We start from the raw sequence: 24514 nt of genomic DNA on the forward strand, positions 1-24514 counted from the left end.
CCTGGTCCTTGTGGGTGTCGTGGCCCCCGGGAGGGCGTGTGCGGGGGTCGTGGGGGCCGGGGCGGGCTGCCCGGCGGAGGGGGTCACCGGGACGCCGCCATCAGGTCGGCGGCGCCGCGGTCGAGCAGGTCGGCGGCGATCTCGCGGCCGAGCCGCTCGGCGTCGCCCACCGGGCCGGTGGCCGAGCCGCGGACGCCGTCGCTGCCGTCGAGCGCGGTGACCGAGGCCCGCAGGTAGAGCTCGGGGCCGTCGTCGCCCTCGGCCAGCTCCGCGTACGCGGCGACCGGCGCGCTGCACCCGGCCTCCAGCGCGGCGAGCGTGGTGCGCTCGGCGAGCACGCAGGCGCGGGTGCCGGCGTCGTCGAGGGCGGCGAGCACCTCCAGTGTGCGCTCGTCGTCGGCCCGGCACTCGACGGCCAGCGCGCCCTGGGCGGGCGCGGGCAGCACCTGCAGCGGGTCGAGGGTCTCGGTGACCGCGCCGAGCCGGCCCAGCCGGGAGAGCCCGGCGCGGGCGAGCACGACGGCGTCGAGGTCGCCCGGGACGACGCGGGCCATCCGGGTGTCCACGTTGCCGCGGATCGGCACGACGTCGAGGCCCAGGCCGAGGGCGCGCAGCTGGGCGACCCGGCGGGGCGCGCCGGTGCCCACCCGGGCGCCGGCCGGCAGCTCGCCGAGGGTCAGCCCGTCGCGGGCGACGAGCGCGTCGCGCGGGTCCTCCCGGGGCGGGACGGCGGCCAGCAGCAGGCCGGGCTCGGGTGCGGTGGGCAGGTCCTTGTAGCTGTGCACGGCGACGTCGACGGTGCCCTCGAGCAGGGCCTGCCGGATGGCGGTGACGAAGACGCCGGTGCCGCCGAGCTGCGCGATGGCCGCGGCCGACCGGTCGCCCTCGGTGCTGATGTGGACCAGCTCGACGGGCAGCCCGCTGGCCGCGGTGATCGCGTCGGCGACGGTCTGCGACTGGGTGCGGGCGAGCTGGCTGGCGCGGGTGCCCAGCCGCAGCGTCCGGGTGGCCGTGCTGGTGGCGGTGCTGGTGGACGGCGTCGTCACGCGGCGCCGCCCGGGCGCAGCTCGTCGGGGTCGACGCCGACCGCCTCGGCCAGGTGCGACCCGTCGGCCGGCACCTCGGCGTCGATGCCCAGGCCGAACAGCGCGCGCAGCGCGTCGGCGTAGTCGACGCCGCCGGGGGTGCTGGCCAGCTCCTTGACCCGCACGGTCGGCTCGTGCAGCAGCTTGTCGACGACGCGGCGCACGGTCCGCGCGATCTCGTTGCGGGCCCGGGTGTCGAGGTCGGGCAGCCGGGTGGACAGCCGCAGCAGCTCGGCGTCGACGACCTCGGCGGCCTGGCTGCGCAGCGCGGACACCGTCGGGGCGACGGCGGCGGCCTGCTGCTCGGCGCGCAGCAGCGCGGTCTCGGCCTCGATGAGGGCGTGCGCGGCGGAGACGTCGTCGGCGCCGATCGCGCCGGCCACCGGGTCGGCGCCGGCAGCCGGGCGCTCGCCGTGCAGGAGGGCCCCGTTGCGCTCGCCCTGGAGCAGGGCGAGGTCGACGACGTGCACGCCGGGGAGCGCGGCGACGCCGGGGGCGACGTCGCGGGGCAGCGCCAGGTCGACGACGGCCAGCGGGCGGTGGGCGCGGCCGGCCATGGCGGTGGCGACCGCGTCGGTGGAGACGACCAGGCCGGTGGCGCCGGTGCAGGTGACCAGCACGTCGGCGTCGGCGAGGGCCCGGGGCAGGTCGGCCAGCTCGGCGGTGCCGCCGTCGACGGCCGCGGCCAGCCGCGCCGCCGACTCCGGGGAGCGGCTGGCGACGGTGACCAGCGCCCCGCGGCGGGAGAGCGTGGTGGCGGCGAGCGCGCCCATCGAGCCGGCGCCGACGACGAGCACCGGCCGGCCGGCCAGCGGGCCGACGCGCGCCTCGGCGCGGTCGAGTGAGACGGTGACCAGCGACTGCCCGGCCCGGTCGATGCCGGTCTCGGCGTGCACCCGCTTGCCCACCCGCAGGGCGTGCTGGGCCACCGGGTGCAGCGCGCGGGCGACCGTGCCCTCCTCCTGGGCGAGGGCGTAGGCGGCGCGCAGCTGGCCGAGCACCTGGGTCTCGCCGACGACCATGGAGTCCAGGCCGGCGGCGACGGTGAACAGGTGGGCGACGGCCTGGTCCTCGTAGTGCACGGTGACGTAGGGCGAGAGCTCCTCGACGGTGGCGCCGGCCTGGCGGGCGAGCACCCGGCTGACCTCGGCGACGCCGCCGTGGAAGCGGTCGACCTCGGCGAAGACCTCGACCCGGTTGCAGGTGGCCAGCACCAGCGCCTCGCTGACGTGGTCGTTGCCGACCAGCTCGTGCAGTGCCTTGACCTGCTCGTCGCGGGTCATGGCGAACTGCTCGAGCAGCGCGACCGGCGCGGTCTGGTGGCTGATGCCGACGGCGAGCAGGCTCATGCCATCCCCCCGGCGGGCGCGAGGACGGCCGCGGCGGGGCCGCGCTGCTTGTCGAGGAACGCGAGGACCTGCAGCTCGACGGAGAGGTCGACCTGGCGGACGTCGACCCCCGCGGGCGCGGTGAGCGCCACCGGTGCGAAGTTCAAGATGCTCCTCACCCCGGCCGCGGTCAGCCGGTCGCAGACCCGCTGCGCCACCTCGGCCGGTGTCGCGATGACCCCGATCGTCGCCCGGGTGGCGGTGACGACCTCGTCGAGCTCCTCCATGGGGCGCACCACCCGGCCGCCGACCTCCTGGCCGACGCGGGCCGGGGAGGCGTCGAACAGGCCGACGAACTCGAACCCGCGGCTGCCGAAGCCGCCGTAGCCGGCGAGGGCGGAGCCGAGGTTGCCGAGCCCGACCAGCACGCACGCGTGCGCGGTCTCCATCCCGAGCACGCCGGCGATGCGGTCGCGCAGGGTGGCCACCTCGTAGCCGACGCCGCGGGTGCCGCAGGGCCCCAGGTGGGAGAGGTCCTTGCGCAGGCCCGCCGGGTTGACGCCGGCCGCCGAGGCCAGCTCACCGGAGGAGACCGTGCCGCGACCGCTCTCGGCCAGGCCGCTGAGCACCCGCAGGTACACGGCGAGGCGCGCGACGGTGGCCTCCGGGATCCGGGGCCGCGACTGCATCACGGGTCCACTCCACAGCGGTCGCGCCCGGACGACGGCGGGAGCCGAGGGGGGCGGACGACATCGGGGATCCGGGCGGACGACCACCCGGCGACTGCCACGGTAACCGCTTGTGAACGCAGGAACAAAGTCGCGGCGGGCCCACGGGGCCGCTGGCCAGCGCGGACGGGTGGCGCTGTGTCCGACACCATAGCCGGACGGGGCCGGGCCGGCGCGCGCCGGGCCTAGCCGAGCCCCAGGTCGCGGCGCAGCCGAGGGACGTCGACGGTGAAGTAGGAGTGCTCCCGGCCGTCGAGCAGCACCACCGGCACCCGGTCGCCGTACTCCGCGCGCAGCTCCGGGGCGGTGTCGACGTCGATCTCGCGACTGGCCACCCCCGCCTCCGCGGCGAGCCGGGCGACCGTCTCGGCGGCGGCGACGCACAGGTGGCAGCCCTCGCGGGTGAGCAGTTCCAGCCGCACCGTGCTCACGGCGCCTCCTCCCGGCCGCGCCCCGGCACTCCGGGGACGCGGGGTGCGGGTGGGGCGCTCGACGTGGACGGTTCGCAGTCAGGTTGTCACCATGGGAGACGACCCGCAGCAGGAGCGGGTACCCGTCGAGATCGGGAGGGACACCCCGTCGGGCGAGCCGTCACGGCTCGGCGGGTGCGACGAGGAGGTCGACGCCCGCATGCCGCAGTCGCGCCCGGTGGACGACGCGCCGTCCGCCGTCCGCGGGCCGGACGCCGTCGCCGGGCCGTCCCTGTCGGGCGACGACGGACCGGACGACGGGTTCGCGGTCCCCGGGGAGGAGCTCCCGGCCGACCTGGTCGACGCCTGGGACCTCGTCCGCCGGACCCAGGACGGCGACGCCGAGGCGTTCGGGCAGCTCTACGACCACTACGTGACGCTGGTCCACCGCTTCGTGCTGCACCGCACGGGCGACCGCGCGCACGCCGAGGACGTCACCAGCGAGACCTTCGTGCGGGCGCTGCGGCGGATCGACTCGCTGTCCTTCCAGGGCCGCGACGTCGGCGCGTGGCTGGTGACGATCGCCCGCAACATCGTCCGCGACCACGTGAAGAGCAGCCGGTTCCGGCTGGAGGTCAGCACCGCCGACATGCGCGACGCCGACCGCGCCACGGACGGCCCCGAGGACACCGTGGTCGCCCGGCTGACCAACGAGCAGCTGCTGGCCTGCGTCCGGCAGCTGGGCAGCGAGCAGCAGGAGTGCATCTCCCTGCGGTTCCTGCAGGGGCTGTCGGTGTCGGAGACCGCCGCGGTCATGGGCAAGAAGGACGGCGCGGTCAAGGCGCTGCAGCACCGCGCGGTGCGGCGGCTGGCCGCCCTGCTGCCGGAGGAGCTGCGGTGACCCTGCCGGCGCCGGACCGGCGCCGCTCCCCCCGACCACGCCCCGACCGACCGACCGGAGGACCCAGGTGAGCCCCTCGCACGACGCCGCGGGCAGCCCCCGCCCGGCGTCCGTGCGGGACCGCGAGGCCGCCCTGGAGGCCCGCCTGCGGGCGCTGGCCGCCGACCTGGACGACGGCCCGGCGCCCGGGTTCCGCGCCGCCACGCGCGCCCGGCTGGTCGCGATGGCCGCCGTCCGCCCGCCGGCGCCCGCGCCGCCCCGCGGCCTGCGCGCCCGTCTCCGGCCCGGACGCGGTGCCCGGCGGTCCCGGCTGACCGCCGCGGTGGCCGGCGCGGTCCTGGCGGTCACCGCGACGGGCGCGCTGGTCGCGCTGTCGACCGGCGCCGGGCCCGGCGACGCGCTCTACGGGCTCAAGCGCGGCACCGAGCAGACCCAGCTGGCCCTGGCCGGCGACGAGCGCGGCCCGACGCTGCTGCAGCTCGCCACCACGCGGCTGCAGGAGCTCGACGGGCTGGCCGACGGCGGCGCTCCCGCCCCGCTCGTCCGCGACACGCTCGCCACGATGGACGCGCAGACCACGGAGGGCGCCGCGCTGGTGTCCACCGAGGCGCTCGGCGCCCGCGACGCCGCGCCGCTGACGGCGCTCGCCGACTGGGCGCGGCAGCAGCGCTCCGGGCTGGCCGACCTGCGGGCCGCGCTGCCCGGCGACACCGGCGGTGCGGCCACCGGCTCGATCGACCTGGTGGGCCGGATCGGCGCCCGCGCCGAGCGGCTGCGGACGGCGCTGTCCTGTGCCGGGGGCCCGGCGACCAGCGGCCGCGACGAGCTCGGCCCGGTGCCGGCCCCGTGCGCCGCGCCCGGGACGCCGGAGCCGTCGGCGCCGGGCGCCCCCGCCACCGTCCCGGCCGACCCCGCCGGCGAGACCCCTCCGGCCGCACCCACCCCGGACCCCGTGCCCGCGGCGCCCTCCTCGGGCGGCGGCAGCGGCGGGGCGACGGGCTCCGCGCCGGCTCCTGGCGCCCCGACGCCACCGGTCGGCACCCCCGCGCCGACGACGCCCGCGCCGGACGGTGGTCCGGTGCCCCCGCTGCCGGTGCCCGGCGGGAGCGGCACCTCGCCGTCGCCGTCCAGCACTCCTCCGCCGGTGCTCGACACCCCGCTGTCGACCTGCCTGCTGCCCCCGCTGCTCTGCTGAGGTCCCGGTCCGGCGGGGCGGCGCCCCCCGCTAGGGTCGCGGGTGCCGCCCGCGGGCGGCGACGGACCAGGGAGGTGACGGTGCCGCGACTGCCGTTCCGGAGGCGCGGTGCACGGGCTGCCGAGGCCCACGCCGAGGAGGAGATCCGGGCCCACGTGGCCGGCGCGGCCTCCGCGGCGGCCGCCGAGGTGGAGCCCGTCCCGGCCGTCGTCGCCGACCGCACCGCGGCCGCGTTCTTCGACGTCGACAACACCATGATGATGGGCGCCTCGCTGTTCTGGTTCGCCCGCGGCCTGGCCTCGCGCAAGTACCTCACCTCGCGCGACATCGCCCGCTTCGCCTGGCAGCAGGCCAAGTTCCGCGTCGCCGGCAACGAGAGCGCCGGCGACATGCACACCATCCGCGAGACGGCATTGGCCTTCGTCGCCGGCCGGGAGGTCGCCGAGATCGTCGACGCCGGCGAGGAGATCTACGACGAGCTGATGGCCGACCGCATCTGGTCGGGCACCCGCAACCTCGCCCAGCAGCACCTCGACGCCGGGCAGCGGGTGTGGCTGGTCACCGCGACGCCGGTGGAGCTGGCCAGCATCATCGCCCACCGGCTCGGCCTGACCGGCGCGCTGGGCACCGTCTCCGAGGTGGTCGACGGGCGCTACACCGGCCGGCTCGTCGGGGAGCTCATGCACGGCGAGGCAAAGGCGGAGGCGGTGCGGGCGCTGGCCGAGCGCGAGGACCTCGACCTGTCCCGCTGCACGGCCTACAGCGACTCGGCCAACGACCTGCCGATGCTCGGCCTCACCGGCACGGCGGTCGCGGTGAACCCCGACACCGAGCTGCGCGCCGTCGCCCGCTCGCGCGGGTGGACCGTGCGCGACTTCCGCACCGGTCGGAAGGCGGCGCGCATCGGCGTCCCCACCGTGGCGGCCGCGGCCCTCACCGGCGGCGTCGTCGGCGGCGCGGTGGCGCTCCGCCGTCGCCGGACGGCCTGACCCCTACCGGTTCTCCGGCGACCGCGCACCCGTCGGGCTCCGCCGGTCCCCCGAGGGCCCGGCAGGTGCACGGTCGGCCGGTCGTCAGGAGAAGACGGAGCTCCGCTGCAGCAGCAGCTGGTAGATGGACTGCTGGATGGTCTCGCGGACCTGGTCGGTCAGGTTGAACACCAGCATCGGGTCCTCGGCGGCCGCGGGGCCGTAGGACGCCGTCTCGATCGGCTCCCCGAACGCGATCAGCCACTTCGACGGCAGCGGCACGAGGCCGAGCGGGCCCAGGGCCGGGAAGGTCGGGGTGATCGGGAAGTAGGGCAGGCCGAGGAGCCGGGCGACGGTCCGCGCGTTGCCGACCATCGGGTAGATCTCCTCCGCGCCGACGATCGCGCAGGGCACGATCGGCTTGCCGGTGCGCAGTGCCGCTGTGACGAAACCACCCCGGCCGAACCGCTGCAGGGTGTACCGGTCGCGGAAGGGCTTGCCGATCCCCTTGAACCCCTCGGGGAAGACGCCGACCAGCTCGTCACCGCGCAGCAACCGCTCGGCGTCCTCGCTGCAGGCGAGCGTGGCGCCGAACTTGCGCGCGAACTCGCCGACGACGGGCAGGTCGAACACCAGGTCGGCGCCCAGCAGCCGGAACCGCCGCTGCGCCGGGTGGTCGTCGTGCAGCGCGACGGTGGTCATCAGCGCGTCGACCGGCACCGTGCCCGAGTGGTTGGCCACCACCAGGGCCCCACCGGAGGCCGGCACGTTCTCGACGCCGTGGGTCTCGACGCGGAACCACCGGCGGAACAGCGGCCGCAGCAGCGGCAGCAGCAGGTGGTCGGTGAGGTCGGGGTCGAAGCCGAACTCGTCGGTGGCGTACTCGCCGGTCAGCCGACGACGGAGGAACTCCACGCCGCCGACCACCTGCTCGTCCCAGCTCGGCTCCCCGGCCGGCGGGACGTGCGACTGCTCGTCGGGCCGCAGCGGGATGACGCGGGCCTCAGGCATCGCGCACCGCCCGCAGGCCCGGGGACGCCGGCGCCGGCCGCAGCCGCCCGCCCACCGCCGAGCCGACCGCGGCCGCCACGGACCCGGCGCGGGTGACCAGCTCCTCGGTGCCGGCCGCGAGCTCGCCGATCAGGTCGGGGGGCACCACGGGCGAGACCGTCTGGGCGTAGTCGGCCAGCGCCGCCTCGGTGGTGTAGCGCGGCGTGTAGCCGAACTCGGTGCGCAGCACGGTCGTGTCGACGACCCGGCCGAAGTTGAGGAAGCGCATCTGTTCCGGGGAGTAGTCGACGAAGCCGAACCGGCGGGTGAACCGGCCCAGCGAGCCCAGCGCGGGCGACGGTACGGGCAGCTGCAGGCGGCCCAGCCGGCGGATGACCTGGGAGAGCAGCAGGGTGCCGGTCCCCCCGACGTTGACCGTGCCGGTGAAGTCGCCGGTGGTGGCGCGGGTGAGCACCCCGAGCGCGTCGTCCTCGTGCAGCAGCTGCACGCGGGCGTCGTAGCCCAGCGCCGTGGGGACCACCGGCACCCGCAGGAACCCGGTGAGCACCGAGTCGATGCGCGGGCCGATGAAGTTGGTGAACCGCAGGACGGCGATCCTGACGTCGGGACGGCGGCGCGAGAACGACCGCACGTAGCCCTCGATGTCGAGGCTGTCCTTCGCGAAGCCGCCCGAGGGCACCCGCCGGGCCTGCATCGCCTCGGTGAAGACGGCCGGGTCGCGCGGGGAGGCGCCGTAGACGGCGCTGGTGGACTTGAGCACCAGCCGGCGCACCGAGGGCGCGCGCTGGCAGGCGGCCAGGAGCTGCATCGTCCCGATGACGTTGAGCTCCTTCATCGGCCCCCGCCCGCCGGACCCGGCGGGCGTGGAGCTGATGTTCATGTGCACGACGGTGTCGACGGCCGCGGTGCTGATCACCTTGCCGATCAGCGGGTTGCGGATGTCGGCCCGCACGAACTCGGTGCGACCGAGCCGGCGGAGCAGCTCCGCCGACGGGGGGACGGTGTCCACCCCGATGACCCGCTCGACGGAGGGGTCGCGAGCCAGCTCGGCCGCCAGGGCACCACCCAGCCACCGGCTGACACCGGTGACCAGGACGACCGCAGGCGGCACGAGCGTCAGCTCACTTCTTGTTGCGACGCTGCACGCGGGTCTTCTTGAGCAGCTTGCGGTGCTTCTTCTTCGCCATCCGCTTGCGCCGCTTCTTGATGACCGAACCCATGTCCTGCTCCCGACGTCGTGGCCGCGGGGCGGCCGGTGACCGCAGGGGCGGAACCGGGCGCCACGCGAGTGTGGATCAGCTCGTGTGCGACGGCTCCGGCCGGGGCCGGGGTGTCGCTCGGGGCCCGAGCCTACCCGGCGCCCCCGCCGCGTCGTCGCGACGGGAACCGCGCCGGGTCGATCTCCCCCGGACGGGCCGGGTGGTGGTGCGGTCGAGCAGCCGGATCCGGCCTCGTCCGGGGTCCCGCCCTGAGCCTGCGAAGGGTGGGGAGGACGAGGTCCTTCCTCAGGCGATGTCGGTGTAGGCGTCGCGCAGGTAGTCCTGGACGGCGCGCTCGGGCACCCGGAAGGAGCGGCCGACGCGGACGGCGGAGAGCTCGCCGGCGTGGACGAGGCGGTACACGGTCATCTTCGAGACGCGCATCATGCTGGCGACCTCGGCGACGGTGAGGAAGGTGACGGCGGCGCGCGGCTGCGGGACGACCGGGCGGCCGACCGGCATGGCGGCCGGGTGCTGCGGGCCGACGGGGCGGGCCATGGCGGCGGCGGGGATCGGGCGGGCCATCGGGCGCGGGCCGGGGACGGCCGGGCGGACGTAGGCGGCGTTGGTGCGCTGGGGCATGGTCATGATCAGTCTCCGGACCTAGCACGCGTCGGGCGTCGGCTTCCCCACCGACTACGGGACACGCACGTGCTGATACAGAGAGTAGGGGGACCGGCGTGACAGAAGCGATGGAAGAAACGGACAGGCGGAACGGTCCGTCCTAGGCAGAACTACACCTATGCAACTCGCTTCACAGCCGTATCGGCGCGTCGACGGGCCGACGTGTCGACTCGACTACGCAGCGTCCCCCCTCCGTCGGGCGCCCGGAGGTACCGTCACCGGCTCCCGTCGGCCCGGCCCAGCTCGACCGACCGCTGCGCGGCCGCCTCGATCGCGGCGATCAGCGCCGAGCGCACCGAGTGCCGCTCGAGCTCGCGGATGCCGGCGATCGTCGTCCCGCCCGGGCTGCTGACCGCGTCGCGCAGCTGGGCCGGGTGCTGTCCCGACTCACGCAGCATGACCGCCGAGCCCAGCGCCGTCTGCACGACCAGCTCGGTGGTCAGCGCCCGCGGCAGGCCCAGCAGCACGCCGGCGTCGACCATCGCCTCGACGAGGTAGAAGAAGTAGGCCGGGCCGCTGCCCGACAGCGCCGTCACCGCGTCCTGCTGGTGCTCGGGCACCCGGGCCACCCGGCCGACCGTCGCCAGCAGCGCCGCCGCCTCGTCGAGCTCGGGCTCACCGGCCGACGCCCCGGCCGACAGCACGCTCATCCCCTCGTCGACGAGCGCCGGGGTGTTGGGCATGACCCGCACCACCGGCACGCCGGGCGGCAGCGCCGCCTCGATGGTGGCGGTGGAGATGCCCGCGGCGATGCTCACCACCAGGTGGCCGGGGTCCACCGACGGCGCCAGCAGGCCGAGCAGGCCCGGGAGGTCCTGCGGCTTGACCGCCAGCAGCAGCACGCGCGCGCGGGCGGCGGCCTCCGCCAGCCCGACCACGGCCACGCCGTAGCGGTCGGCGAGCTCGGCGGCCCGCTCCGGGTGCCGCTCGCAGACGACGACGCCGTCGGCACCCGACCGCCGTACCAACCCGGCGAGCAGCGCCTCGCCCATCTTGCCGCCGCCGAGGACCGCCAGTCCCTGCCGCTCCGCCATGTCGTCCTCCCAGCTCCCGGTGTGGCTCGGACCGTAGTGCGGGCGGGTGTGCCGTCCGGACGCCCCGGGTAGCGGCCGCCGCATGGCAGGAGAACTGGACGGGATGAAGGTGGCCGTGCTCGCGACCGACGGCGTCGAGCAGGTCGAGCTGGAGCGGCCGTGGCAGACCCTGGAGGAGGCCGGGGCCGAGCCGGAGCTGGTGTCGCTCGACGGCGGCGCGATCACGATGTACCAGCACATCGACAAGGGCGACCAGAAGCGGGTCGACACGACCGTCGCCTCGGCCGACCCCGAGGACTACGCGGCGCTGGTCCTGCCCGGCGGCGTCATCAACGGGGACTTCGTGCGGGCCGACGCCGACGCGGTCGCGTTCGTGAAGGCGTTCTTCGACGCCGACAAGCCGGTGGCGGCGATCTGCCACGCGCCGTGGGTGCTCGCCGAGGCCGACGTCGTGCGCGGCCGGCGGATGACGTCGTGGCCCTCGCTGCAGACCGACCTGCGCAACGCCGGGGCGAAGTGGGTCGACGAGGAGGTCGTCGTCGACGGCAACCTGGTCACCAGCCGCAACCCCGACGACCTCGACGCCTTCAGCGCGGCGATCGTCGAGCAGTTCGCCCAGTCCCCCGACGGGGACGACGAGGACGAGTGAGCCCGGCCGGGCCGCTCGCCCTGCCCCGGCTCAGGTGGCGGCGGCGAGCAGCCCGGCGGCCGGGGCGATCGTCAGCAGCGTCCCGGCGAAGACCAGGACGGCGACCAGGCGCACGCCGATCGGCTCCCGGCCGGTGCGCTGCCGCCACGCGGCGACGGCCGCGACCAGCCCGGTGACCGCCAGCGGGGCGAGCACGACCGCGACCTGGGGTACCTGCTCCCAGACGACGGTGGACAGGAAGTAGATCCCCACCCCCGCGGCGAGGGCCAGGACCAGCTCGCCGGCGAAGCGCAGCCAGGCGACCACGCCCTCCTTGGCGCCGAGGGGCTCGTCCTCGAGCAGCGTGGCCTCGTCCCCGCGGGTGACCGGGATCGGGCCGGTGGCCGGTGCGGCGGCCGGCGCGCCGGGGACGCCGGGCTTGCCGCCCGTGGGCCGCAGCCCGGGGATGGCCGCGGTCGACGGCTCGGCCGCGCCCGTCGCGGCCGCGGCGCCGCGCGGCGCGCGCCCGGCGACCCGTCCGGTGTCCCGGGAGACCCGTCCGGTGTCCTGCGGGACCCGACCGGTGTCGTCGGGCACCCGGCCGGTGTCCTGCGGCACCCGCCCGGTGCCGCGGTCGGCGCGCACCGGCCGCGGCGGGTCGGCGACCCGGCCGGTGTCCCGCGACAGCCGGCCGGTCTCGGAGACCCGCCCGGTGTCGCCGAGCCGGCGGCCGGGGTTGGGCCGGCCGGCGTCGGTGTCGGACTCGCGGCGGCGCTGCCGGATGGGCGTCTCGCCGGTGTCCTCGCCGCGGCGCCGGCGGACGCTGCGCGGCGCCTCGATGCCGGCCTCGCGCAGGATGTCGGCGAGCGGCCGGCCGCCGGTCTCGGGGTCGTTCCTGGGGTGGGCCATCACGCACTTCCCAACGAGTCGAGTCGCCGGAGGATGACGCCCTCCCGCAGCGCCCACGGGCAGATCCGCACGGAGGGTAGATCCAGCGCCCGCATCGCCGCCTGCGCCACGGCCGCACCGGCCGGCACCTGGTGCGCGCGGTCCGGCGACACGCCGCGCAGCTCCGCCAGCGCCCGCGACTCGATCCGCGACACGAAGCCGACGAGCTGGCCCAGCCCGTCGGCGGTGAGCTCCCGGTGCACCCGCAGCCCGGCCGAGTACGGCGCCGCGCCGGTGAGCCGCGCGAGCGTGCGGAAGGTCTTGCTCGTGGCCGCGACCAGGTCCGGGGGCCCGGCCTGCACCAGCTTCCTGACCGCCGGCCGGAGCACGTCGGCGGCGTGTTCCGACAGCGCCTCCAGCGCCGCGAGGTCGGGCCGGCCGCCGGTGGCGGCCTCGGGCAGGAAGCGGCGGGTCATCCGCCCGGCGCCCAGCGGCACCGACAGCGCGACCTCGGGGTCCTCGTCGACACCGGTGGCGAGCTCCAGCGAGCCGCCGCCGATGTCGAGCACGAGCAGCCGCCCGGCGCTCCACCCGTACCACCGGCGGACGGCGAGGAAGGTCAGCCGCGCCTCCTCCTCGCCGCTGGTCACCGTCAGGTCGACGCCGGTGCGCTGGCGCACCCGCGCCAGCACGTCCATCCCGTTGCGCGCCTCGCGGATGGCGGAGGTGACCAGCGCGAGGACCTCCTCGCAGCCCAGCTGCTCCGCCTGGTCGCAGGCCTTCTGCACGGCCTTGACCAGCGCCTTCTCGCCCTCCTTGGACAGCACGTCGTCGTCGCCCACGTGCTCGGCGAGGCGCAGCAGCCAGCGGTCGTCGTGCTGCGGGGTGGGGTGGCCGCCGCGGTGCGCGTCGACCACGAGCAGGTGGACGGTGTTCGAGCCGACGTCCAGCACCCCGAGCCGCATGGGCCCAGTCTGCCGGGCCGCCGGGGAGCGGGCCGTCCGGTCCCCGGACGGGTGCCTCCCTAGGCTGGGCCGGTGCAGGACGTCCCCCCGGAGGTCGCTCCCGACTTCGCCCGCGAGTGGGTCGAGTTCCCCGACCCGGCCGACCCGCGGCACGTCGTCCGCGCGGACCTCACCTGGCTGGCCTCGGCCTGGACGTGCGTGTACGGCCGCGGCTGCGCGGGCGTCGTCCCCGGCCGGCCCGACGACGGCTGCTGCAGCCACGGCGCCTTCTTCAGCGACGAGGACGACCTGCTGCGGGTCACCGCCGCCGTCGCCGACCTCGCCGACGAGGACTGGCAGCTCGCCCCGGTGGCCCGCGGCGCCTGGACCGAGGAGGACTCGGCCGACGACGAGGGCGGTGTCCGCTCCCTCCGCACCCGCCTCGTCGACGGCGCCTGCGTGTTCCTCAACCGGCCCGGCTTCCCCGGCGGCAGCGGGTGCGCGCTGCACCGGATGGCGCTGCGCGAGGACCTGCACCCGCTGACCACCAAGCCCGACGTCTGCTGGCAGCTGCCGGTGCGCCGGGAGCAGGAGGAGGTCGAGCGGCCCGACGGCAGCACCGTCCTGGTGAGCACGATCGGCGAGTTCGACCGCCGCGGCTGGGGTCCCGGCGGCGCCGACCTGCACTGGTGGTGCACCGGCTCCCCCGCCGCGCACGTCTCCCCCGAACCGCTGGTCCTCACCTACGGCCCGGAGCTCACCGCGCTGCTCGGCCCGGCCGCCTACGCCGAGCTGCGCCGGCTGACCGAGGCCCGGCTCGACCTGGGGCTCGTGGCCCCGCACCCCGCCAGCCCGGCCCCGGTGCCGCTCACCCTGTCCCGGCGCCGGCCGGCCGGCTGAGCGCGACGCCCCCGGCGGGGACGAGAGGGGCCTGCCGGAGCGGTCCGGCCACTAGCCTGCTCCCGACGACCGCGACGACCGGACGGCGAGGACAGTGAGCGACCGACAGGCGAGCGCGGGCGCGCACCCGGCGGAGCCGTCGGCCGGCGGCCGCGCGCCGGACAGCGCACTGCGGGCGCTGGTGCGCATCCCGGTGTTCCGGCGGCTGTGGGCGGCCGTCGCCGTCTCCAGCCTGGGCGACTGGCTCGGCCTGCTGGCCACCACGGCGATGGCCGCGCAGCTCACCGCCGACGAGTCGACGGCGGTGCAGGGCGCGGCGATCTCCGGGGTCATCCTCACCCGCCTGCTGCCCGACCTGCTGCTCGGCCCGCTCGCCGGCGCGCTGGCCGACCGGCTCGACCGGCGCACCACCGTCGTCGTCGGCGAGCTGCTGGCCGCGGGGCTGTACCTGTCGATCGCGGTCAGCTACGAGCTGACCTGGCTCTACGTCGCCCAGTTCCTCGTCGAGGCGGTCGGGTTGTTCACCAACCCGGCCAAGCAGGCGATCTGGGTGGCGATCGTGCCGCGGGAGCGGCTGGCGGTGGCCAACCAGGTGTCGCTGTTCAGCGTCTACGGCGCCGTGCCGGTGGCCTCGCTGCTGTTCGCGCTGCTGTCCACCGTCAGCCGGGTCTTCCCGGGCGCCGGGGACGGCGGCGACGTGCGGACGGCGATCGTCGTCGCGCTGGTGTTCAACGCGACCAGTTTCGGCGTCTCGGCCACCACCGTGCTGCTCTCCCGCCGGCTGATCCCGCCCACGGCCACCGACCGCGAGACGCCGGCCAACGTCTTCTCGCTGGTGGTCGAGGGCGTCTCCTTCCTCCGCGGCCAGCCGCTGATGCGCGCGCTCTACGTCGGGGTCATCGGCGCGTTCGGGGCCGGCGGCCTGATCATCGGCGTCGCCCAGCTCTACATCGCCACCCTCGACGCCGGCGCGGCCGGCTACGGCGTGGTCTTCGGCATCGTCTTCACCGGGCTGGCGCTGGGCATGCTCACCGGCCCGCGCATCCTGCCCACGGTCCCGCGGCGCACGCTGTTCGCCCGCTCGATCGGGCTGGCCGGGGTGGCGCTGCTGGCCATGTCGCTGCTGCAGGAGTTCGTGCTGGCCGCGGCCGCGGCGTTCCTCGTCGGCCTGTTCGCCGGGGTCTCCTGGATCATCGGCTACACGCTGATCGGCTTCGAGGTCGAGGACCGGCTGCGCGGGCGGGTGTTCGCCTTCGTCATCTCCTCGGTGCGCATCGTGCTGCTGCTCGCCGTCGCCGTCGGCCCGGGGCTGGCCGGCCTGCTCGGCACGCACGAGCTGCGCGTCGGCGCGCTGGTGCTCAGCCTCACCGGTCCCGGTCTGACGCTGCTGGTGGGCGGCGTCCTCGCCCTGCTGGTCAGCGCCTATGCCGTCCGGCAGGTGGCGCCGCGCGGCCGCTCGCGCACCCGGCTGCGCGACCTGCTGCGGCTGCTGTGGGGCAGCTCGGACATCCTCTCGGCCTCCTCCAGCGACACCGGCCTGTTCGTCGTCGTCGAGGGCGCCGACCGCGACCTCACCCGCCGCTACACCGCCGACCTCGCGCGGGTGCTGCGCGACGGCGGCTGCCCGGTCGTGGCCACCCACGAGCCCAGCGACACCGCGCTGGGCCGGCAGGTGCGCCAGCTGCTCTACCCCCCGGCGCCCGCGGCCGGCCGGTCGGTGACCGACGGCGAGGGCCACCCGGTCGCCGCCTACACCGCGGCGCTGCTGGCGGCTGCCGACCGCGCCGAGCACGTGGCCACGGTGATCCGGCCGGCCCTGCAGCGGCGCGAGGTCGTGGTGTGCAACCACTACGTGGACACCTCGATCGCCTTCCACGGCGCCGGGCAGGGTCTCGACGCCGACCGCATCTTCCGCACCTCGCTGTGGGCCACCCGCGGCCTGCTGCCCGACCTCACCGTCGTCGTCGACTCACCGGTGACCGTGGGGCCCGACGGTGCCGACGCCGACGCCGTCCGGGCCGCGTTCCTCGCGCAGGCCGAGGCCGCACCCGACCGCTACGTCGTCGTCCCCGGGGAGCTGCTGGGCACCGATCCCGGCGGCCTGGTATCCGACGTCGTCCGGCGGCGGATCACCGCGCTGCTCACCCAGCGCTACCCGGAGTCGGGCGAGACGCGGTCCGACGGCGCCGCCGGGGCGGCCGACCCGCCGGTGGGCGCAGCGCGCACGGGCGCCGGGGGCGGCTCCGTACGCTGACCGCCGTGACTGCCGCGGTGACTCCTCCCCCGCCGACGTGGACGGCCGAGGACACCGAGGAGGTCGACTGCTGCCTCTGCGGCGTGCCCGGCCGGCCGGTGCACGACCTCGACCCCTTCGCCGTGGTCCGCTGCCCGCGGTGCGGCCTGGTCTTCGTCAGCCCCCGGCTGCGGCCCGAGGCGCTGCAGCGGCTCTACGACGACGTCGGCTACTTCGAGGGCGGCGTGTACGGCGGCGCCGTCGAGGGCGGGGCCGCGCAGGAGGGCCGCCGGTTCGACCCCGCGATGCTGCTGCAGCGCACCTGGACGGCGGGCCGGCTCGCGCTGCTCGACCGGGTGCGCGGCCGCGGCCCCGGCGGACGGCTGCTGGAGGTCGGCGCCGGGTACGGCCTGTTCCTCGACGCCGCCCGGCGGCACGGGTGGCACACCAGCGGGGTCGAGCTGTCCCGCACCGGCGCGGAGCACGCCACCGACGTGCTCGGCCTCGACGTCTTCTGCGGCCAGCTCGCCGACGCGCCGCTGGAGCCGGGCTTCGACGTCGTCTGCGCGTGGGACACCGTCGAGCACGTGCCCGACCCGCTCGAGTTCTGGCGCACGGCCCGCTCGCTGGTGGCCGACGACGGCGTCGTCCTCTTCTCCACGCCCTACGTGTCGTCGCTGCCGGCGCGGCTGCTGGGCACCCGCTGGTGGACGCTCAAGCCCGCCGAGCACATCTGGCACTTCACCCCGCGCACCCACGCGGTGCTGCTCGCCCGCGCCGGGCTGGCGCTCACCCAGGTCGTGCGCAGCCCGCTGGCGGCGGCCAACGCCGGCCGGCTGGACAGCCTGGTCGGCGTCGCCCGCCCCGTGCCCCTGAGCTGAGGGCCGCGGCTCCCGCGACCCCCCTCTACCGCTTCTCCCGGGCAGAGCAGTTCTCGCTCTGCGGCCTGGTCCTCCTGGTCGATGGCCTGATCCTCGGTCTCGCCGGGCTCCTGGGCTGGTCGTGGGCATGGGAGTACAGCCGGCTCGCGGTCATCCCACCCACCCTGGCCACGGCCTGGGGCTGGTACGCGTACTGCGAGCGTCGCAGCCTCCGAGACGTACGACGCGCACGGCCACCGGTCAGCGATCGAGATGAGGGAGAGCCAGCGGCGCCGACGTACCAGGGCGTCTCGCGCGCCCGCCCCTGGAGCCGCCCTCCACGGTGAGCCCGGCCGGTGTCCCTGAGCGGCCCACCATGAGACGGGCCCCGCCGCGGCTGAGCCCCTGCAGCATCGCGATGACGCCACACCTAGGTCTGCTCGGCGCCCCAGCGTGCGAGCGCGACGATCGCCTCGCGCAGGGCGAGCCCGCGATCGGTCAGCGCGTAGGCCCGGGTGTTGTGCCGCAGCGGCAGACGGGTCAGCACGCCGGCCGCTTCGAGCTCGCGCAGGCGGGTCGCGAGCACGTTGGTCGGCACGCCGAGGTCGCGCTGCAGGTCGCCATAGCGCTGCGGCCCGTCGAGCAGTCGCTCCACGACCAGGAGGGCCCACCGGGCTCCGACGGTGTCGAGGGCCGCGGCGAGGTCGCTCACGCGGTCGGATCGGCGGCCGGCTTCGTCCAGAACGGCGAGTAGTGGTAGCCGTCGAGGTCGTCGAACTGGCGCTGGTACATGAAGGGGTAGTCGTCGGTGTCACCGATCCGCCCGCCGGCGGCGCCGGCGCGCTCGGTGAGCTCGTCGACCGCCTGGCGGCTGCCCAGGTCGAAGGAGACGGTGACCTTCGAGGGCGTGTGGAGCCCACCGACGAGCTCCTCGGCGCCACCGACGCTCGCGTACATCTCGCGGCTGCCGAGCATGACGTACTGCTCGGGCGCGATCGCGAAGCAGGACACGTTGTGATCGGACATCTCGGCGTTGAGGGTCCAGCCGAGGGCGGTGTAGAAGGCGGTTGCCCGCTCGACGTCCTCGACCGGGCAGGTGATGAAGAGGCTCATGCGGTCGACACTTGCAAAATGCAAGTGCGACGTCAAGTCCCCGCCGCACGCTCACGTCGGGACGCGTCACAGGAGCACGTCGAGCGGTCCGGGGAGTCGGACCCGAACGGGAACGGTCCACCGGAGGCGGCGCCCGGTGAGCGCCTCACGCCCCCGGATCGACGTCCCACAGGCCGCCTCCAGGGACAGCGCGGGCTCGCGCAGGATCTCCTGGACGGGAGCTAGGCGGCCGAGCCCTCGGCGACGACGGACACCGCGGCGGCGGTCCGGAAGGTCTGCCGGTAGGCGCGCGGGGAGACGCCACGGCGGCGGGCGAACTGGTCGCGGAAGCCGGCGGCGGTGCCGAAGCCGACCAGCCGCGCGATCTCCTCGACCGGGGCGTCGCTCTCCTCGAGCAGCGTCTCGGCGGCGGCCAGGCGCTGGGCGAGCAGCCAGGCGTGCGGCGTCGTCCCGGTGGTGGCCTTGAAGCGGCGGGCGAAGCTGCGCGGGCTCATCAGCGCGCGGCGGGCCAGCGCCTCCACGCTGATCTCCTCCGCCAGGTGCGCCCGCGCCCAGTCGAGCACGATGCCCAGCAGGTCGTCCTCGCAGCGGGCGACCGGGGTGTCGATGTACTGCGCCTGCCCGCCGTCGCGGTGCGGCGGGACGACCATCTCGCGGGCCAGCCCGTTGGCCGCCGCCGACCCCCACTCGCGGCGCACGAAGTGCAGCAGGGCGTCGACGCCGCTCGCCGTGCCGGCGCCGGTGATGATCGTGCCCTCGTCGACGTAGAGGACCCGCGGGTCGACGTCGACGCGTGGGTAGCGGGCGGCCAGCTCGCCGGCGTAGCGCCAGTGCGTGGTGGCCCGCCGGCCGTCGAGCAGGCCGGCCTCGGCGACGACGAAGGCGCCGGTGCAGTGGCTGACCAGCTGCCCGCCGCGGGCGTGCACGGCCCGCAGCGCCTCGAGGACCGTCGGCGGGACGGGTGCGGAGAGCTTCTCCCAGGCGGTCACCAGGACGACGTCGGAGGTGGCCAGCCGCTCCAGGCCGTGCTCGACGTACAGCGCCAGGCCGGTGTCGGTGCGCACGATGCCCGGGCGGTCGGTGACCACGGCGAAGTCGAACTCCGGCATGCCCAGGCGGCGGTAGTCGTAGCCGAAGACCTCGGCGGCGACGCCGAGGCCGAAGGCACCCAGGACGCCGTCGCCGGCGAGCAGGCTGACGACGAGCGGACGGTCGGTTCCGGTCACGCGGACATGATGGCAGGAAAGACGCGATCCGTGTCGTGTCTGCCACTCGTCCCGGTGCGGGCACCGGAGCACGCTGCTCGCATGACGTTGATCACCTGCCCCGTGACCCGGACCGACGAGCTGGTCGCCGACCGGCGCATCCGATCGGTCACCAACCACCCGACCCACATCGCCCTGGCGATCGAGTGCCCCGCCTGCGGGAGCGTGCACGTCTACCGGACCGGCCGGCGCTGGGAGGCGACCAGGGCCGCGCACGAGGCGGCCGCCGCTCGACCTGCGGACCAGCTCGTGCACGCCTAGTCTCGAACACATGAGCGAAGAGAACGTCAACACCGGTCAGGCCGGCGACCCCACCGCGGAGAAGGACCCGTCGGACTGGGTGACCGGCGACGAGCCCGCCACCGGCGCGCAGAAGAGCTACCTGCACACCCTGGCCCGCCAGGCCGGCGAGGACGTGCCCGACGACATCACCAAGGCCGACGCGTCGAAGAAGATCGACGAGCTCCAGGAGGAGACCGGCCGGGGCCAGTGACCTCGCCGGGACGACGCCGTCGTCAGGGCGGCTCGAACTGGAGCCGCCCTGCGAGGGACGGCGGACCGGTCGCGGAGCCGGAGGCTCCCGACCCGGACGCCGTGGCAGGGCTCAGCGCCAGGTGAGGAGCTACCTGGTCGCCGTGTCGGCCGGTAGGCCGACGGTGACGCAGCCCGACCGTGTCACGTCTCGAACTTGTAGCCCAGGCCCCGCACGGTCACCAGGTGCTTGGGGTTGGCCGGGTCCGGCTCGATCTTGGCGCGCAGCCGCTTGACGTGGACGTCGAGCGTCTTGGTGTCGCCGACGTAGTCCGAGCCCCAGACCCGGTCGATGAGCTGCCCGCGGGTGAGCACCCGCCCGGCGTTGCGCAGCAGCAGCTCCAGCAGGTCGAACTCCTTGAGCGGCAGCGCCACCTGCTCGCCGTCGACGGCGACCACGTGCCGCTCGACGTCCATCCGGACCGGGCCGGCCTCCAGCGCGCCGTCCGCCGGAGCCTCGACGTCGCCCTGGCGGCGCAGCACGGCGCGGATGCGGGCCACCAGCTCGCGGGCCGAGTAGGGCTTGGTCACGTAGTCGTCGGCGCCCAGCTCGAGGCCGACGACCTTGTCGACCTCGGAGTCCTTGGCCGTGAGCATGATGATCGGCACGTTGCTGCGGGAGCGCAGCTGCCGGCAGACCTCGGTGCCGGGGAGCCCCGGCAGCATGAGGTCGAGCAGGACGATGTCGGCGCCCGCCCGGTCGAACTCGGCGAGCGCCTCGGGCCCGGTGGGGGCCACGACCGCCTCGAAGCCCTCCCGGCCGAGCATGTAGGACAGCGCGTCGGAGAAGGACTCCTCGTCCTCCACCACCAGCACTCGGGTCATGACCGTCCTTTCTGGAGCTGCCCGGCGACGGCGTCGGTCGCCGGGCCGGAGGGGTCGGGGCGGTCGGAGGGGTCCTCGACCGCCAGCGGGATGCGCAGGGTGAAGGTGGACCCGAGGCCCTCCTCGCTCCACACGCTGACCGAGCCGCCGTGGTTGCTGGCCACGTGCTTGACGATGGCCAGGCCCAGGCCGGTGCCACCGGTGCTCGTGGCCCGGGACTGGTCGACGCGGTAGAAGCGCTCGAACACCCGCGCGCGGTCCTGCCGCGGGATGCCGATGCCGCTGTCGGTGACGGCGATCTCGGCGAAGCCGGAACGGGCCCGCGCGCCGACGGCGATGCGGGTGTTCTCCGGGCTGTACGCGACCGCGTTGGCCAGCAGGTTGGTCACCGCCGTCGCCAGCTGGGCCTCCACGCCGCGCACGACGAGCCCCGGCCGACCGCCGACGGCGATGGTGATGCCCTTCGCGGCCGCGGCCAGGCCGGTGCGGTCCACGGCCTCGGCCAGCACCGTGTCGACGTCGACCGGCGCCAGCTCCGGCAGCGGCTCGGCGCCCTGCAGCCGGGACAGGTCGATGAGCTCGCGCACCAGCCGCGCGAGCCGGTCGGCCTCGTGCGCCATCCGGGCGGCGAAGCGCTGCACGGTCTCGGGGTCGTCGGCGGCGCCCTGCATCGCCTCGGCGAGCAGGCCCAGGGCGCCGACCGGGGTCTTGAGCTCGTGGCCGACGTTGGCGACGAAGTCCCGGCGGACGGCCTCCACCCGGCGGGCCTCGGTGACGTCCTGCAGCACCAGCGCCACCGGCCCGGGCGCCGGCGCGGGTCCGCTCTCCAGCCGCACCCCGTGGACGCCGACCATCCGCGGGCCGGTGCCGACCAGGTCGCCGGGCAGCCGCACGTCGGCCCGCCGGCTGCCGCCGCCGCGCACGTCGCGGACCAGCCGCAGCAGCTCGGGCACGAGCAGCCGCCGGTCCCGGACGATGCCCAGCCCGCGGGCGGCCGGGTTGGCCAGCACCACCGCGTCGTCGACGTCGAGGACGAGCACCGCCGGGTCCATGAGGTCGAGCAGGCGGCGGGCGAGCTGCGCCTCCCGCACCGCGCCGTCGGGCTCACCGCTGCGCGGTGGGGGGACGGCGACCGGACGGCGGACGAGCAGGACGACGGCGGCCGCGACGACGGCACCGACGACGAGGCCGGTCACGAGGGCGACCAGCGGGCTCACGCGGCCGATGCTAGGCCGCGCACCGCCCCGGTCATCCCCCGTGCGGGTGGCGGCGGACCGGGCGTCGGGGACTGTTCACGCCGCCGTGCACGGGCGTTCACCGCGGCGGAGCCGGCACCCCGCCGGGACCTCCTACCCTCGGGTACCAGACGAGGGCACCGGAGCAGTCGGTGGCCGCAGGGCGCAGCCGTCGGGGGGCGGCCGGCCACGAGGAGGACCCGTGCGCGAGCACTACCGCGAAGAACTCGAGGACATCAACACCTGCCTGGTGGACATGGCCACCTCGGTGGGCTCGGCGATGACCAGGGCGACGACGGCCCTGCTCGACGCCGACGTCGCGCTCGCCGACCTGGTCATCGCGGGCGACGAGCACGTCGACGCGGTGCGGGAGAGCATCGAGGAGCGCTGCTTCACCCTGCTGGCGCGCCAGCAGCCGGTGGCCACCGACCTGCGCACCATCACCACCGCCATGCGGATCGTCGCCGACCTCGAGCGGATGGGCGACCTCGCCGTCCACGTCGCCAAGCTGGCCCGGATGCGCTTCCCGGACTCCGCCGTCCCCGCCGAGGTGCGGCCGATCTTCCTCGAGGCCGGCCACGTCGCGCAGAGCCTGGTGGCCAAGACCGGCGCGGTCATCGCCCAGCTCGACGTGCAGGCCGCCACCGAGCTCGAGAGCGACGACGACCTCATGGACGCGCTGCACCGCCAGCTGTTCACCGAGCTGCTCAGCCCCGGCTGGCCGCACGGCATGGAGTCGGCGATCGACATCACGCTGCTCGGGCGCTACTACGAGCGCTTCGCCGACCACGCGGTCAGCGTCGCCCGCCGCGTCGTCTACCTGGTCACCGGCGAACGCCAGATGCAGGAGGCGGCGACGCCCTGACCGCGGGTCAGCCGGCGCCGACCGGGCGCCAGTCCGCGGGCACGTCCTCGCCGACCCGGCCGTCGACCGCCTCGCGCAGCAGGTCGGCGTGGCCGGTGTGCCGCCCGTACTCCTCGACCAGGTCGCACAGCAGCCGGCGCAGGCTGGCCCGGCGGCCGTCGGGCGCGGTGACGTGCACGGGCTGGTCCAGGCCGCCCTCGGCGAGCGCCTCGGCGATCCGCCCGCGGGACCGCGCCACGGCGTCGTCCCAGGTCGCGTAGAGGTCGGCGGGCTCGTCGTCTGCCGCCGACGCGAACGGCCACTCGTAGTCGCCGTCGGAGAGGACGGCCAGCCACTGCTCGCCCGGGAACGCACCGCGGAGCTTCCAGGTGCTGGTGACGTCCTCCACGAGCGCGAGGTGCTCGAGCAGCCCCCCGAGGGTCAGCGACGACGCCCCGACCCGCGCCCGCAACCCGGCTGCGTCGAGGCCGTCGGCCTTCCAGCGGAACGTCGTGCGCAGCCGGTCCAGCGCCCCGAGCAGGTGCTCGGCCTCGGTGCCCGCGAACGGCGGCTCCCAGGGCGGGAGCGCGTCGGTCACCTACTTCTTGCCCTGGTTCTTCACGGCCTCGATCGCCGCCGCGGCCGCCTCGGGGTCGAGGTACTCACCCCCGGGCTTCACCGGCTTCAGGTCGGCGTCGAGGTCGTAGCGCAGCGGCACGCCGGTGGGGATGTTGAGGCCCACGACCTCGTCCTCGCCCATGCCGTCGAGGTGCTTGACCAGCGCCCGCAGGCTGTTGCCGTGCGCGGCCACCAGGACGGTGCCGCCGCTGCGCAGGTCGGGGACGATCGCGTCGTACCAGTACGGCAGCATCCGGACGACGACGTCGGCCAGGCACTCGGTGGCCGGGCGCACCTCCGGCGGGAGGAACGCGTAGCGCGGGTCGGCGTCCTGGGAGTACTCGCTGCCGGGCTCGATCGGCGGCGGCGGGGTGCTGTAGGAGCGGCGCCACACCATGAACTGCTCCTCGCCGTACTCGGCGAGCGTGGCGGCCTTGTCCTTGCCCTGCAGCGCGCCGTAGTGCCGCTCGTTGAGCCGCCACGACCGGCGCACCGGGATCCACTGCCGGTCGGCGGCGGCGAGCGCCAGCTCCGCGGTGGTGATGGCCCGCCGCAGCAGCGAGGTGTGCAGGACGTCGGGCAGCAGGCCGTGCTCGGCCAGCAGCTGCCCGCCGCGGGTGGCCTCGGCGCGGCCCTTCTCCGAGAGCTCGACGTCGACCCACCCGGTGAACAGGTTGGCCTTGTTCCACTCGCTCTCGCCGTGGCGGAGCAGGACCAGGGTGCCGGGCGCGTTCACCGCTGACGTCGTCACGCCGCTCATCCTGCCCGAACCGCGCTCAGCCCGTCAGGAGCGGCCAGAGCACCCAGGTCTCGTAGAGCACCGGCGGCGCCAGCCCGGCCAGCAGCCACGGGCTGAGCACCCGCCGGGCCGCACCCCACCGCACCGCGGCCACCAGCGCCACGCAGCAGCCGGCCGCCACCGCCAGCCACAGCACGGTCGCGGCGACGTCGACGACGAACAGCTGGGCGAGCACCAGCTGCACCGCGCACAGCAGCAGCGGGTAGACCAGCCCCGAGGCCGCGACCACGCCGATCAGGGCGCGGGCCAGGCGCTCCTGCTGGGCGGGCGGGTCGGTCACCGGCCCCA

General features: G+C 75.9%; 29 protein-coding genes. 10 read left to right on the plus strand and 19 right to left on the minus strand.

The features are described 5' to 3' along the window. Positions 1-83 precede the first annotated feature (83 nt). The 4 genes from hemC to BLQ97_RS03130 all read right to left on the minus strand — a co-directional run bounded on the left by hemC (position 84) and on the right by BLQ97_RS03130 (position 3572). On the minus strand, positions 84-1046 hold the full coding sequence (gene hemC / locus BLQ97_RS03115) for a hydroxymethylbilane synthase (protein WP_217637016.1): 963 nt from the start codon (positions 1044-1046) through the stop codon (positions 84-86). Then, a complete protein-coding gene (locus BLQ97_RS03120) occupies positions 1043-2434 on the minus strand; it encodes a glutamyl-tRNA reductase (RefSeq protein ID WP_091363078.1) in 1392 nt (463 codons plus the stop codon). Before BLQ97_RS03120 ends, hemC begins: the two co-directional genes overlap by 4 nt. Next, positions 2431-3102: a redox-sensing transcriptional repressor Rex gene (locus BLQ97_RS03125; protein ID WP_091363881.1), complete on the minus strand. Its 672-nt coding sequence runs from the start codon at positions 3100-3102 to the stop codon at positions 2431-2433. Before BLQ97_RS03125 ends, BLQ97_RS03120 begins: the two co-directional genes overlap by 4 nt. A gap of 224 nt (positions 3103-3326) precedes the next feature. Beyond that, entirely contained in the window at positions 3327-3572 is a 246-nt protein-coding gene (locus BLQ97_RS03130) for a glutaredoxin family protein (RefSeq protein WP_091363080.1), read from the minus strand. A 91-nt stretch (positions 3573-3663) separates the two neighbouring features. Between BLQ97_RS03130 and BLQ97_RS03135 the strand changes: the two genes are divergently transcribed. The 3 genes from BLQ97_RS03135 (at position 3664) to BLQ97_RS03145 (ending at position 6636) form a co-directional block, all read left to right on the plus strand. Further along, complete coding sequence (locus tag BLQ97_RS03135; protein ID WP_245691755.1) at positions 3664-4452, plus strand: sigma-70 family RNA polymerase sigma factor; 789 nt, start codon at positions 3664-3666, stop codon at positions 4450-4452. A gap of 67 nt (positions 4453-4519) precedes the next feature. Beyond that, entirely contained in the window at positions 4520-5647 is a 1128-nt protein-coding gene (locus BLQ97_RS03140) for a DUF5667 domain-containing protein (protein ID WP_091363082.1), read from the plus strand. 80 nt (positions 5648-5727) lie between these two features. Next, complete coding sequence (locus BLQ97_RS03145; protein WP_091363885.1) at positions 5728-6636, plus strand: HAD family hydrolase; 909 nt, start codon at positions 5728-5730, stop codon at positions 6634-6636. Between the two features lie 84 nt (positions 6637-6720). On the opposite strand, the gene BLQ97_RS03150 is transcribed toward BLQ97_RS03145, so the two are convergent. The 5 genes from BLQ97_RS03150 to proC form a co-directional block, all read right to left on the minus strand. Continuing rightward, entirely contained in the window at positions 6721-7626 is a 906-nt protein-coding gene (locus BLQ97_RS03150; protein WP_091363084.1) for a lysophospholipid acyltransferase family protein, read from the minus strand. Beyond that, positions 7619-8737, minus strand: a complete 1119-nt coding sequence (locus tag BLQ97_RS03155) for an NAD-dependent epimerase/dehydratase family protein (RefSeq protein ID WP_091363086.1) — start codon at positions 8735-8737, stop codon at positions 7619-7621. Before BLQ97_RS03155 ends, BLQ97_RS03150 begins: the two co-directional genes overlap by 8 nt. Positions 8738-8747: 10 nt before the next feature. Further along, on the minus strand, positions 8748-8846 hold the full coding sequence (locus BLQ97_RS03160; protein WP_012854759.1) for a 30S ribosomal protein bS22: 99 nt from the start codon (positions 8844-8846) through the stop codon (positions 8748-8750). 285 nt (positions 8847-9131) lie between these two features. Continuing rightward, positions 9132-9473, minus strand: a complete 342-nt coding sequence (locus BLQ97_RS23780) for a helix-turn-helix domain-containing protein (protein ID WP_245691756.1) — start codon at positions 9471-9473, stop codon at positions 9132-9134. A 251-nt stretch (positions 9474-9724) separates the two neighbouring features. Then, entirely contained in the window at positions 9725-10543 is an 819-nt protein-coding gene (gene proC, locus BLQ97_RS03170) for a pyrroline-5-carboxylate reductase (RefSeq protein ID WP_091363088.1), read from the minus strand. A gap of 82 nt (positions 10544-10625) precedes the next feature. Here proC and BLQ97_RS03175 point away from each other — a divergent pair, with 82 nt between their 5' ends. Further along, positions 10626-11192 carry a type 1 glutamine amidotransferase domain-containing protein gene (locus BLQ97_RS03175; RefSeq protein WP_091363089.1) on the plus strand — a complete coding sequence of 189 codons (567 nt, stop codon included), beginning with the start codon at positions 10626-10628 and terminating at the stop codon, positions 11190-11192. A gap of 30 nt (positions 11193-11222) precedes the next feature. On the opposite strand, the gene BLQ97_RS03180 is transcribed toward BLQ97_RS03175, so the two are convergent. Both BLQ97_RS03180 and BLQ97_RS03185 read right to left on the minus strand, forming a co-directional pair. Beyond that, positions 11223-12080: a hypothetical protein gene (locus BLQ97_RS03180; RefSeq protein ID WP_139173428.1), complete on the minus strand. Its 858-nt coding sequence runs from the start codon at positions 12078-12080 to the stop codon at positions 11223-11225. Then, the gene (locus BLQ97_RS03185) at positions 12080-13024 is read right to left on the minus strand and encodes a Ppx/GppA family phosphatase (RefSeq protein WP_091363092.1); all 945 of its coding nucleotides are present in this window, start codon (positions 13022-13024) and stop codon (positions 12080-12082) included. Before BLQ97_RS03185 ends, BLQ97_RS03180 begins: the two co-directional genes overlap by 1 nt. A 72-nt stretch (positions 13025-13096) precedes the next feature. Between BLQ97_RS03185 and BLQ97_RS03190 the strand changes: the two genes are divergently transcribed. The 3 genes from BLQ97_RS03190 (at position 13097) to BLQ97_RS03200 (ending at position 17017) form a co-directional block, all read left to right on the plus strand. Next, positions 13097-13903 carry a DUF3109 family protein gene (locus tag BLQ97_RS03190; protein ID WP_091363093.1) on the plus strand — a complete coding sequence of 269 codons (807 nt, stop codon included), beginning with the start codon at positions 13097-13099 and terminating at the stop codon, positions 13901-13903. A 94-nt stretch (positions 13904-13997) separates the two neighbouring features. Then, positions 13998-16157, plus strand: coding sequence for a bifunctional MFS transporter/dTMP kinase (locus tag BLQ97_RS03195; protein ID WP_091363095.1), 2160 nt, complete (start codon positions 13998-14000; stop codon positions 16155-16157). 5 nt (positions 16158-16162) lie between these two features. Next, the gene (locus tag BLQ97_RS03200) at positions 16163-17017 is read left to right on the plus strand and encodes a class I SAM-dependent methyltransferase (RefSeq protein WP_245691758.1); all 855 of its coding nucleotides are present in this window, start codon (positions 16163-16165) and stop codon (positions 17015-17017) included. A gap of 409 nt (positions 17018-17426) precedes the next feature. Here BLQ97_RS03200 and BLQ97_RS03205 read toward each other — a convergent pair whose 3' ends face one another. From BLQ97_RS03205 to BLQ97_RS03215, 3 genes are all read right to left on the minus strand, one after another. Continuing rightward, positions 17427-17708: a winged helix-turn-helix transcriptional regulator gene (locus tag BLQ97_RS03205; RefSeq protein ID WP_091363099.1), complete on the minus strand. Its 282-nt coding sequence runs from the start codon at positions 17706-17708 to the stop codon at positions 17427-17429. Beyond that, complete coding sequence (locus tag BLQ97_RS03210) at positions 17705-18109, minus strand: VOC family protein (RefSeq protein ID WP_091363100.1); 405 nt, start codon at positions 18107-18109, stop codon at positions 17705-17707. Before BLQ97_RS03210 ends, BLQ97_RS03205 begins: the two co-directional genes overlap by 4 nt. A gap of 221 nt (positions 18110-18330) precedes the next feature. Then, positions 18331-19335 (minus strand): helix-turn-helix domain-containing protein, encoded by a 1005-nt coding sequence (locus tag BLQ97_RS03215; protein WP_091363102.1) that lies wholly within the window; start codon positions 19333-19335, stop codon positions 18331-18333. An 81-nt stretch (positions 19336-19416) separates the two neighbouring features. Here BLQ97_RS03215 and BLQ97_RS03220 point away from each other — a divergent pair, with 81 nt between their 5' ends. Together BLQ97_RS03220 and BLQ97_RS03225 are read left to right on the plus strand one after the other, a co-directional pair. Beyond that, a complete protein-coding gene (locus BLQ97_RS03220; RefSeq protein ID WP_091363104.1) occupies positions 19417-19635 on the plus strand; it encodes a hypothetical protein in 219 nt (72 codons plus the stop codon). A gap of 10 nt (positions 19636-19645) precedes the next feature. Then, positions 19646-19867, plus strand: a complete 222-nt coding sequence (locus BLQ97_RS03225) for a DUF3072 domain-containing protein (RefSeq protein ID WP_091363106.1) — start codon at positions 19646-19648, stop codon at positions 19865-19867. Between the two features lie 182 nt (positions 19868-20049). Here the strand turns inward: BLQ97_RS03225 and BLQ97_RS03230 are convergent, their stop codons facing one another. Beyond that, complete coding sequence (locus tag BLQ97_RS03230; RefSeq protein WP_091363107.1) at positions 20050-20730, minus strand: response regulator transcription factor; 681 nt, start codon at positions 20728-20730, stop codon at positions 20050-20052. After that, the gene (locus tag BLQ97_RS03235) at positions 20727-21947 is read right to left on the minus strand and encodes a sensor histidine kinase (protein WP_091363109.1); all 1221 of its coding nucleotides are present in this window, start codon (positions 21945-21947) and stop codon (positions 20727-20729) included. Before BLQ97_RS03235 ends, BLQ97_RS03230 begins: the two co-directional genes overlap by 4 nt. A 220-nt stretch (positions 21948-22167) precedes the next feature. Between BLQ97_RS03235 and phoU the strand changes: the two genes are divergently transcribed. Continuing rightward, positions 22168-22830, plus strand: coding sequence for a phosphate signaling complex protein PhoU (gene phoU / locus BLQ97_RS03240; RefSeq protein WP_091363111.1), 663 nt, complete (start codon positions 22168-22170; stop codon positions 22828-22830). Positions 22831-22837: 7 nt separating this feature from the next. On the opposite strand, the gene BLQ97_RS03245 is transcribed toward phoU, so the two are convergent. Genes BLQ97_RS03245 through BLQ97_RS03255 form a run of 3 tightly spaced genes read right to left on the minus strand, consistent with a single transcriptional unit; the run spans position 22838 to position 24506 of the window. Beyond that, a complete protein-coding gene (locus BLQ97_RS03245; RefSeq protein WP_091363113.1) occupies positions 22838-23407 on the minus strand; it encodes a mycothiol transferase in 570 nt (189 codons plus the stop codon). Further along, positions 23408-24178 carry a phosphoglyceromutase gene (locus BLQ97_RS03250; protein WP_245691760.1) on the minus strand — a complete coding sequence of 257 codons (771 nt, stop codon included), beginning with the start codon at positions 24176-24178 and terminating at the stop codon, positions 23408-23410. Positions 24179-24203: 25 nt separating this feature from the next. Beyond that, positions 24204-24506, minus strand: a complete 303-nt coding sequence (locus BLQ97_RS03255) for a hypothetical protein (protein ID WP_091363116.1) — start codon at positions 24504-24506, stop codon at positions 24204-24206. Between the last annotated feature and the right edge of the window lie 8 nt (positions 24507-24514).

Origin of the sequence: Geodermatophilus telluris (assembly GCF_900102745.1) — a bacterium.
In the GTDB taxonomy this organism is placed as follows: domain Bacteria; phylum Actinomycetota; class Actinomycetes; order Mycobacteriales; family Geodermatophilaceae; genus Geodermatophilus; species Geodermatophilus telluris.

Excerpts from the sequence above, each read along its gene's own strand:
- BLQ97_RS03120 (WP_091363078.1), bottom strand. The coding sequence starts at position 2,434 with ATGAGCCTGCTCGCCGTCGGCATCAGCCACCAGACCGCGCCGGTCGCG.
- BLQ97_RS03125 (WP_091363881.1), bottom strand. The coding sequence starts at position 3,102 with ATGCAGTCGCGGCCCCGGATCCCGGAGGCCACCGTCGCGCGCCTCGCC.
- BLQ97_RS03135 (WP_245691755.1), top strand. The coding sequence starts at position 3,664 with ATGGGAGACGACCCGCAGCAGGAGCGGGTACCCGTCGAGATCGGGAGG.
- BLQ97_RS03150 (WP_091363084.1), bottom strand. The coding sequence starts at position 7,626 with ATGCCTGAGGCCCGCGTCATCCCGCTGCGGCCCGACGAGCAGTCGCAC.
- BLQ97_RS03160 (WP_012854759.1), bottom strand. The coding sequence starts at position 8,846 with ATGGGTTCGGTCATCAAGAAGCGGCGCAAGCGGATGGCGAAGAAGAAG.
- BLQ97_RS23780 (WP_245691756.1), bottom strand. The coding sequence starts at position 9,473 with ATGACCATGCCCCAGCGCACCAACGCCGCCTACGTCCGCCCGGCCGTC.
- proC (WP_091363088.1), bottom strand. The coding sequence starts at position 10,543 with ATGGCGGAGCGGCAGGGACTGGCGGTCCTCGGCGGCGGCAAGATGGGC.
- BLQ97_RS03175 (WP_091363089.1), top strand. The coding sequence starts at position 10,626 with ATGGCAGGAGAACTGGACGGGATGAAGGTGGCCGTGCTCGCGACCGAC.
- BLQ97_RS03180 (WP_139173428.1), bottom strand. The coding sequence starts at position 12,080 with ATGGCCCACCCCAGGAACGACCCCGAGACCGGCGGCCGGCCGCTCGCC.
- BLQ97_RS03185 (WP_091363092.1), bottom strand. The coding sequence starts at position 13,024 with ATGCGGCTCGGGGTGCTGGACGTCGGCTCGAACACCGTCCACCTGCTC.
- BLQ97_RS03210 (WP_091363100.1), bottom strand. The coding sequence starts at position 18,109 with ATGAGCCTCTTCATCACCTGCCCGGTCGAGGACGTCGAGCGGGCAACC.
- BLQ97_RS03220 (WP_091363104.1), top strand. The coding sequence starts at position 19,417 with ATGACGTTGATCACCTGCCCCGTGACCCGGACCGACGAGCTGGTCGCC.
- BLQ97_RS03225 (WP_091363106.1), top strand. The coding sequence starts at position 19,646 with ATGAGCGAAGAGAACGTCAACACCGGTCAGGCCGGCGACCCCACCGCG.
- BLQ97_RS03230 (WP_091363107.1), bottom strand. The coding sequence starts at position 20,730 with ATGACCCGAGTGCTGGTGGTGGAGGACGAGGAGTCCTTCTCCGACGCG.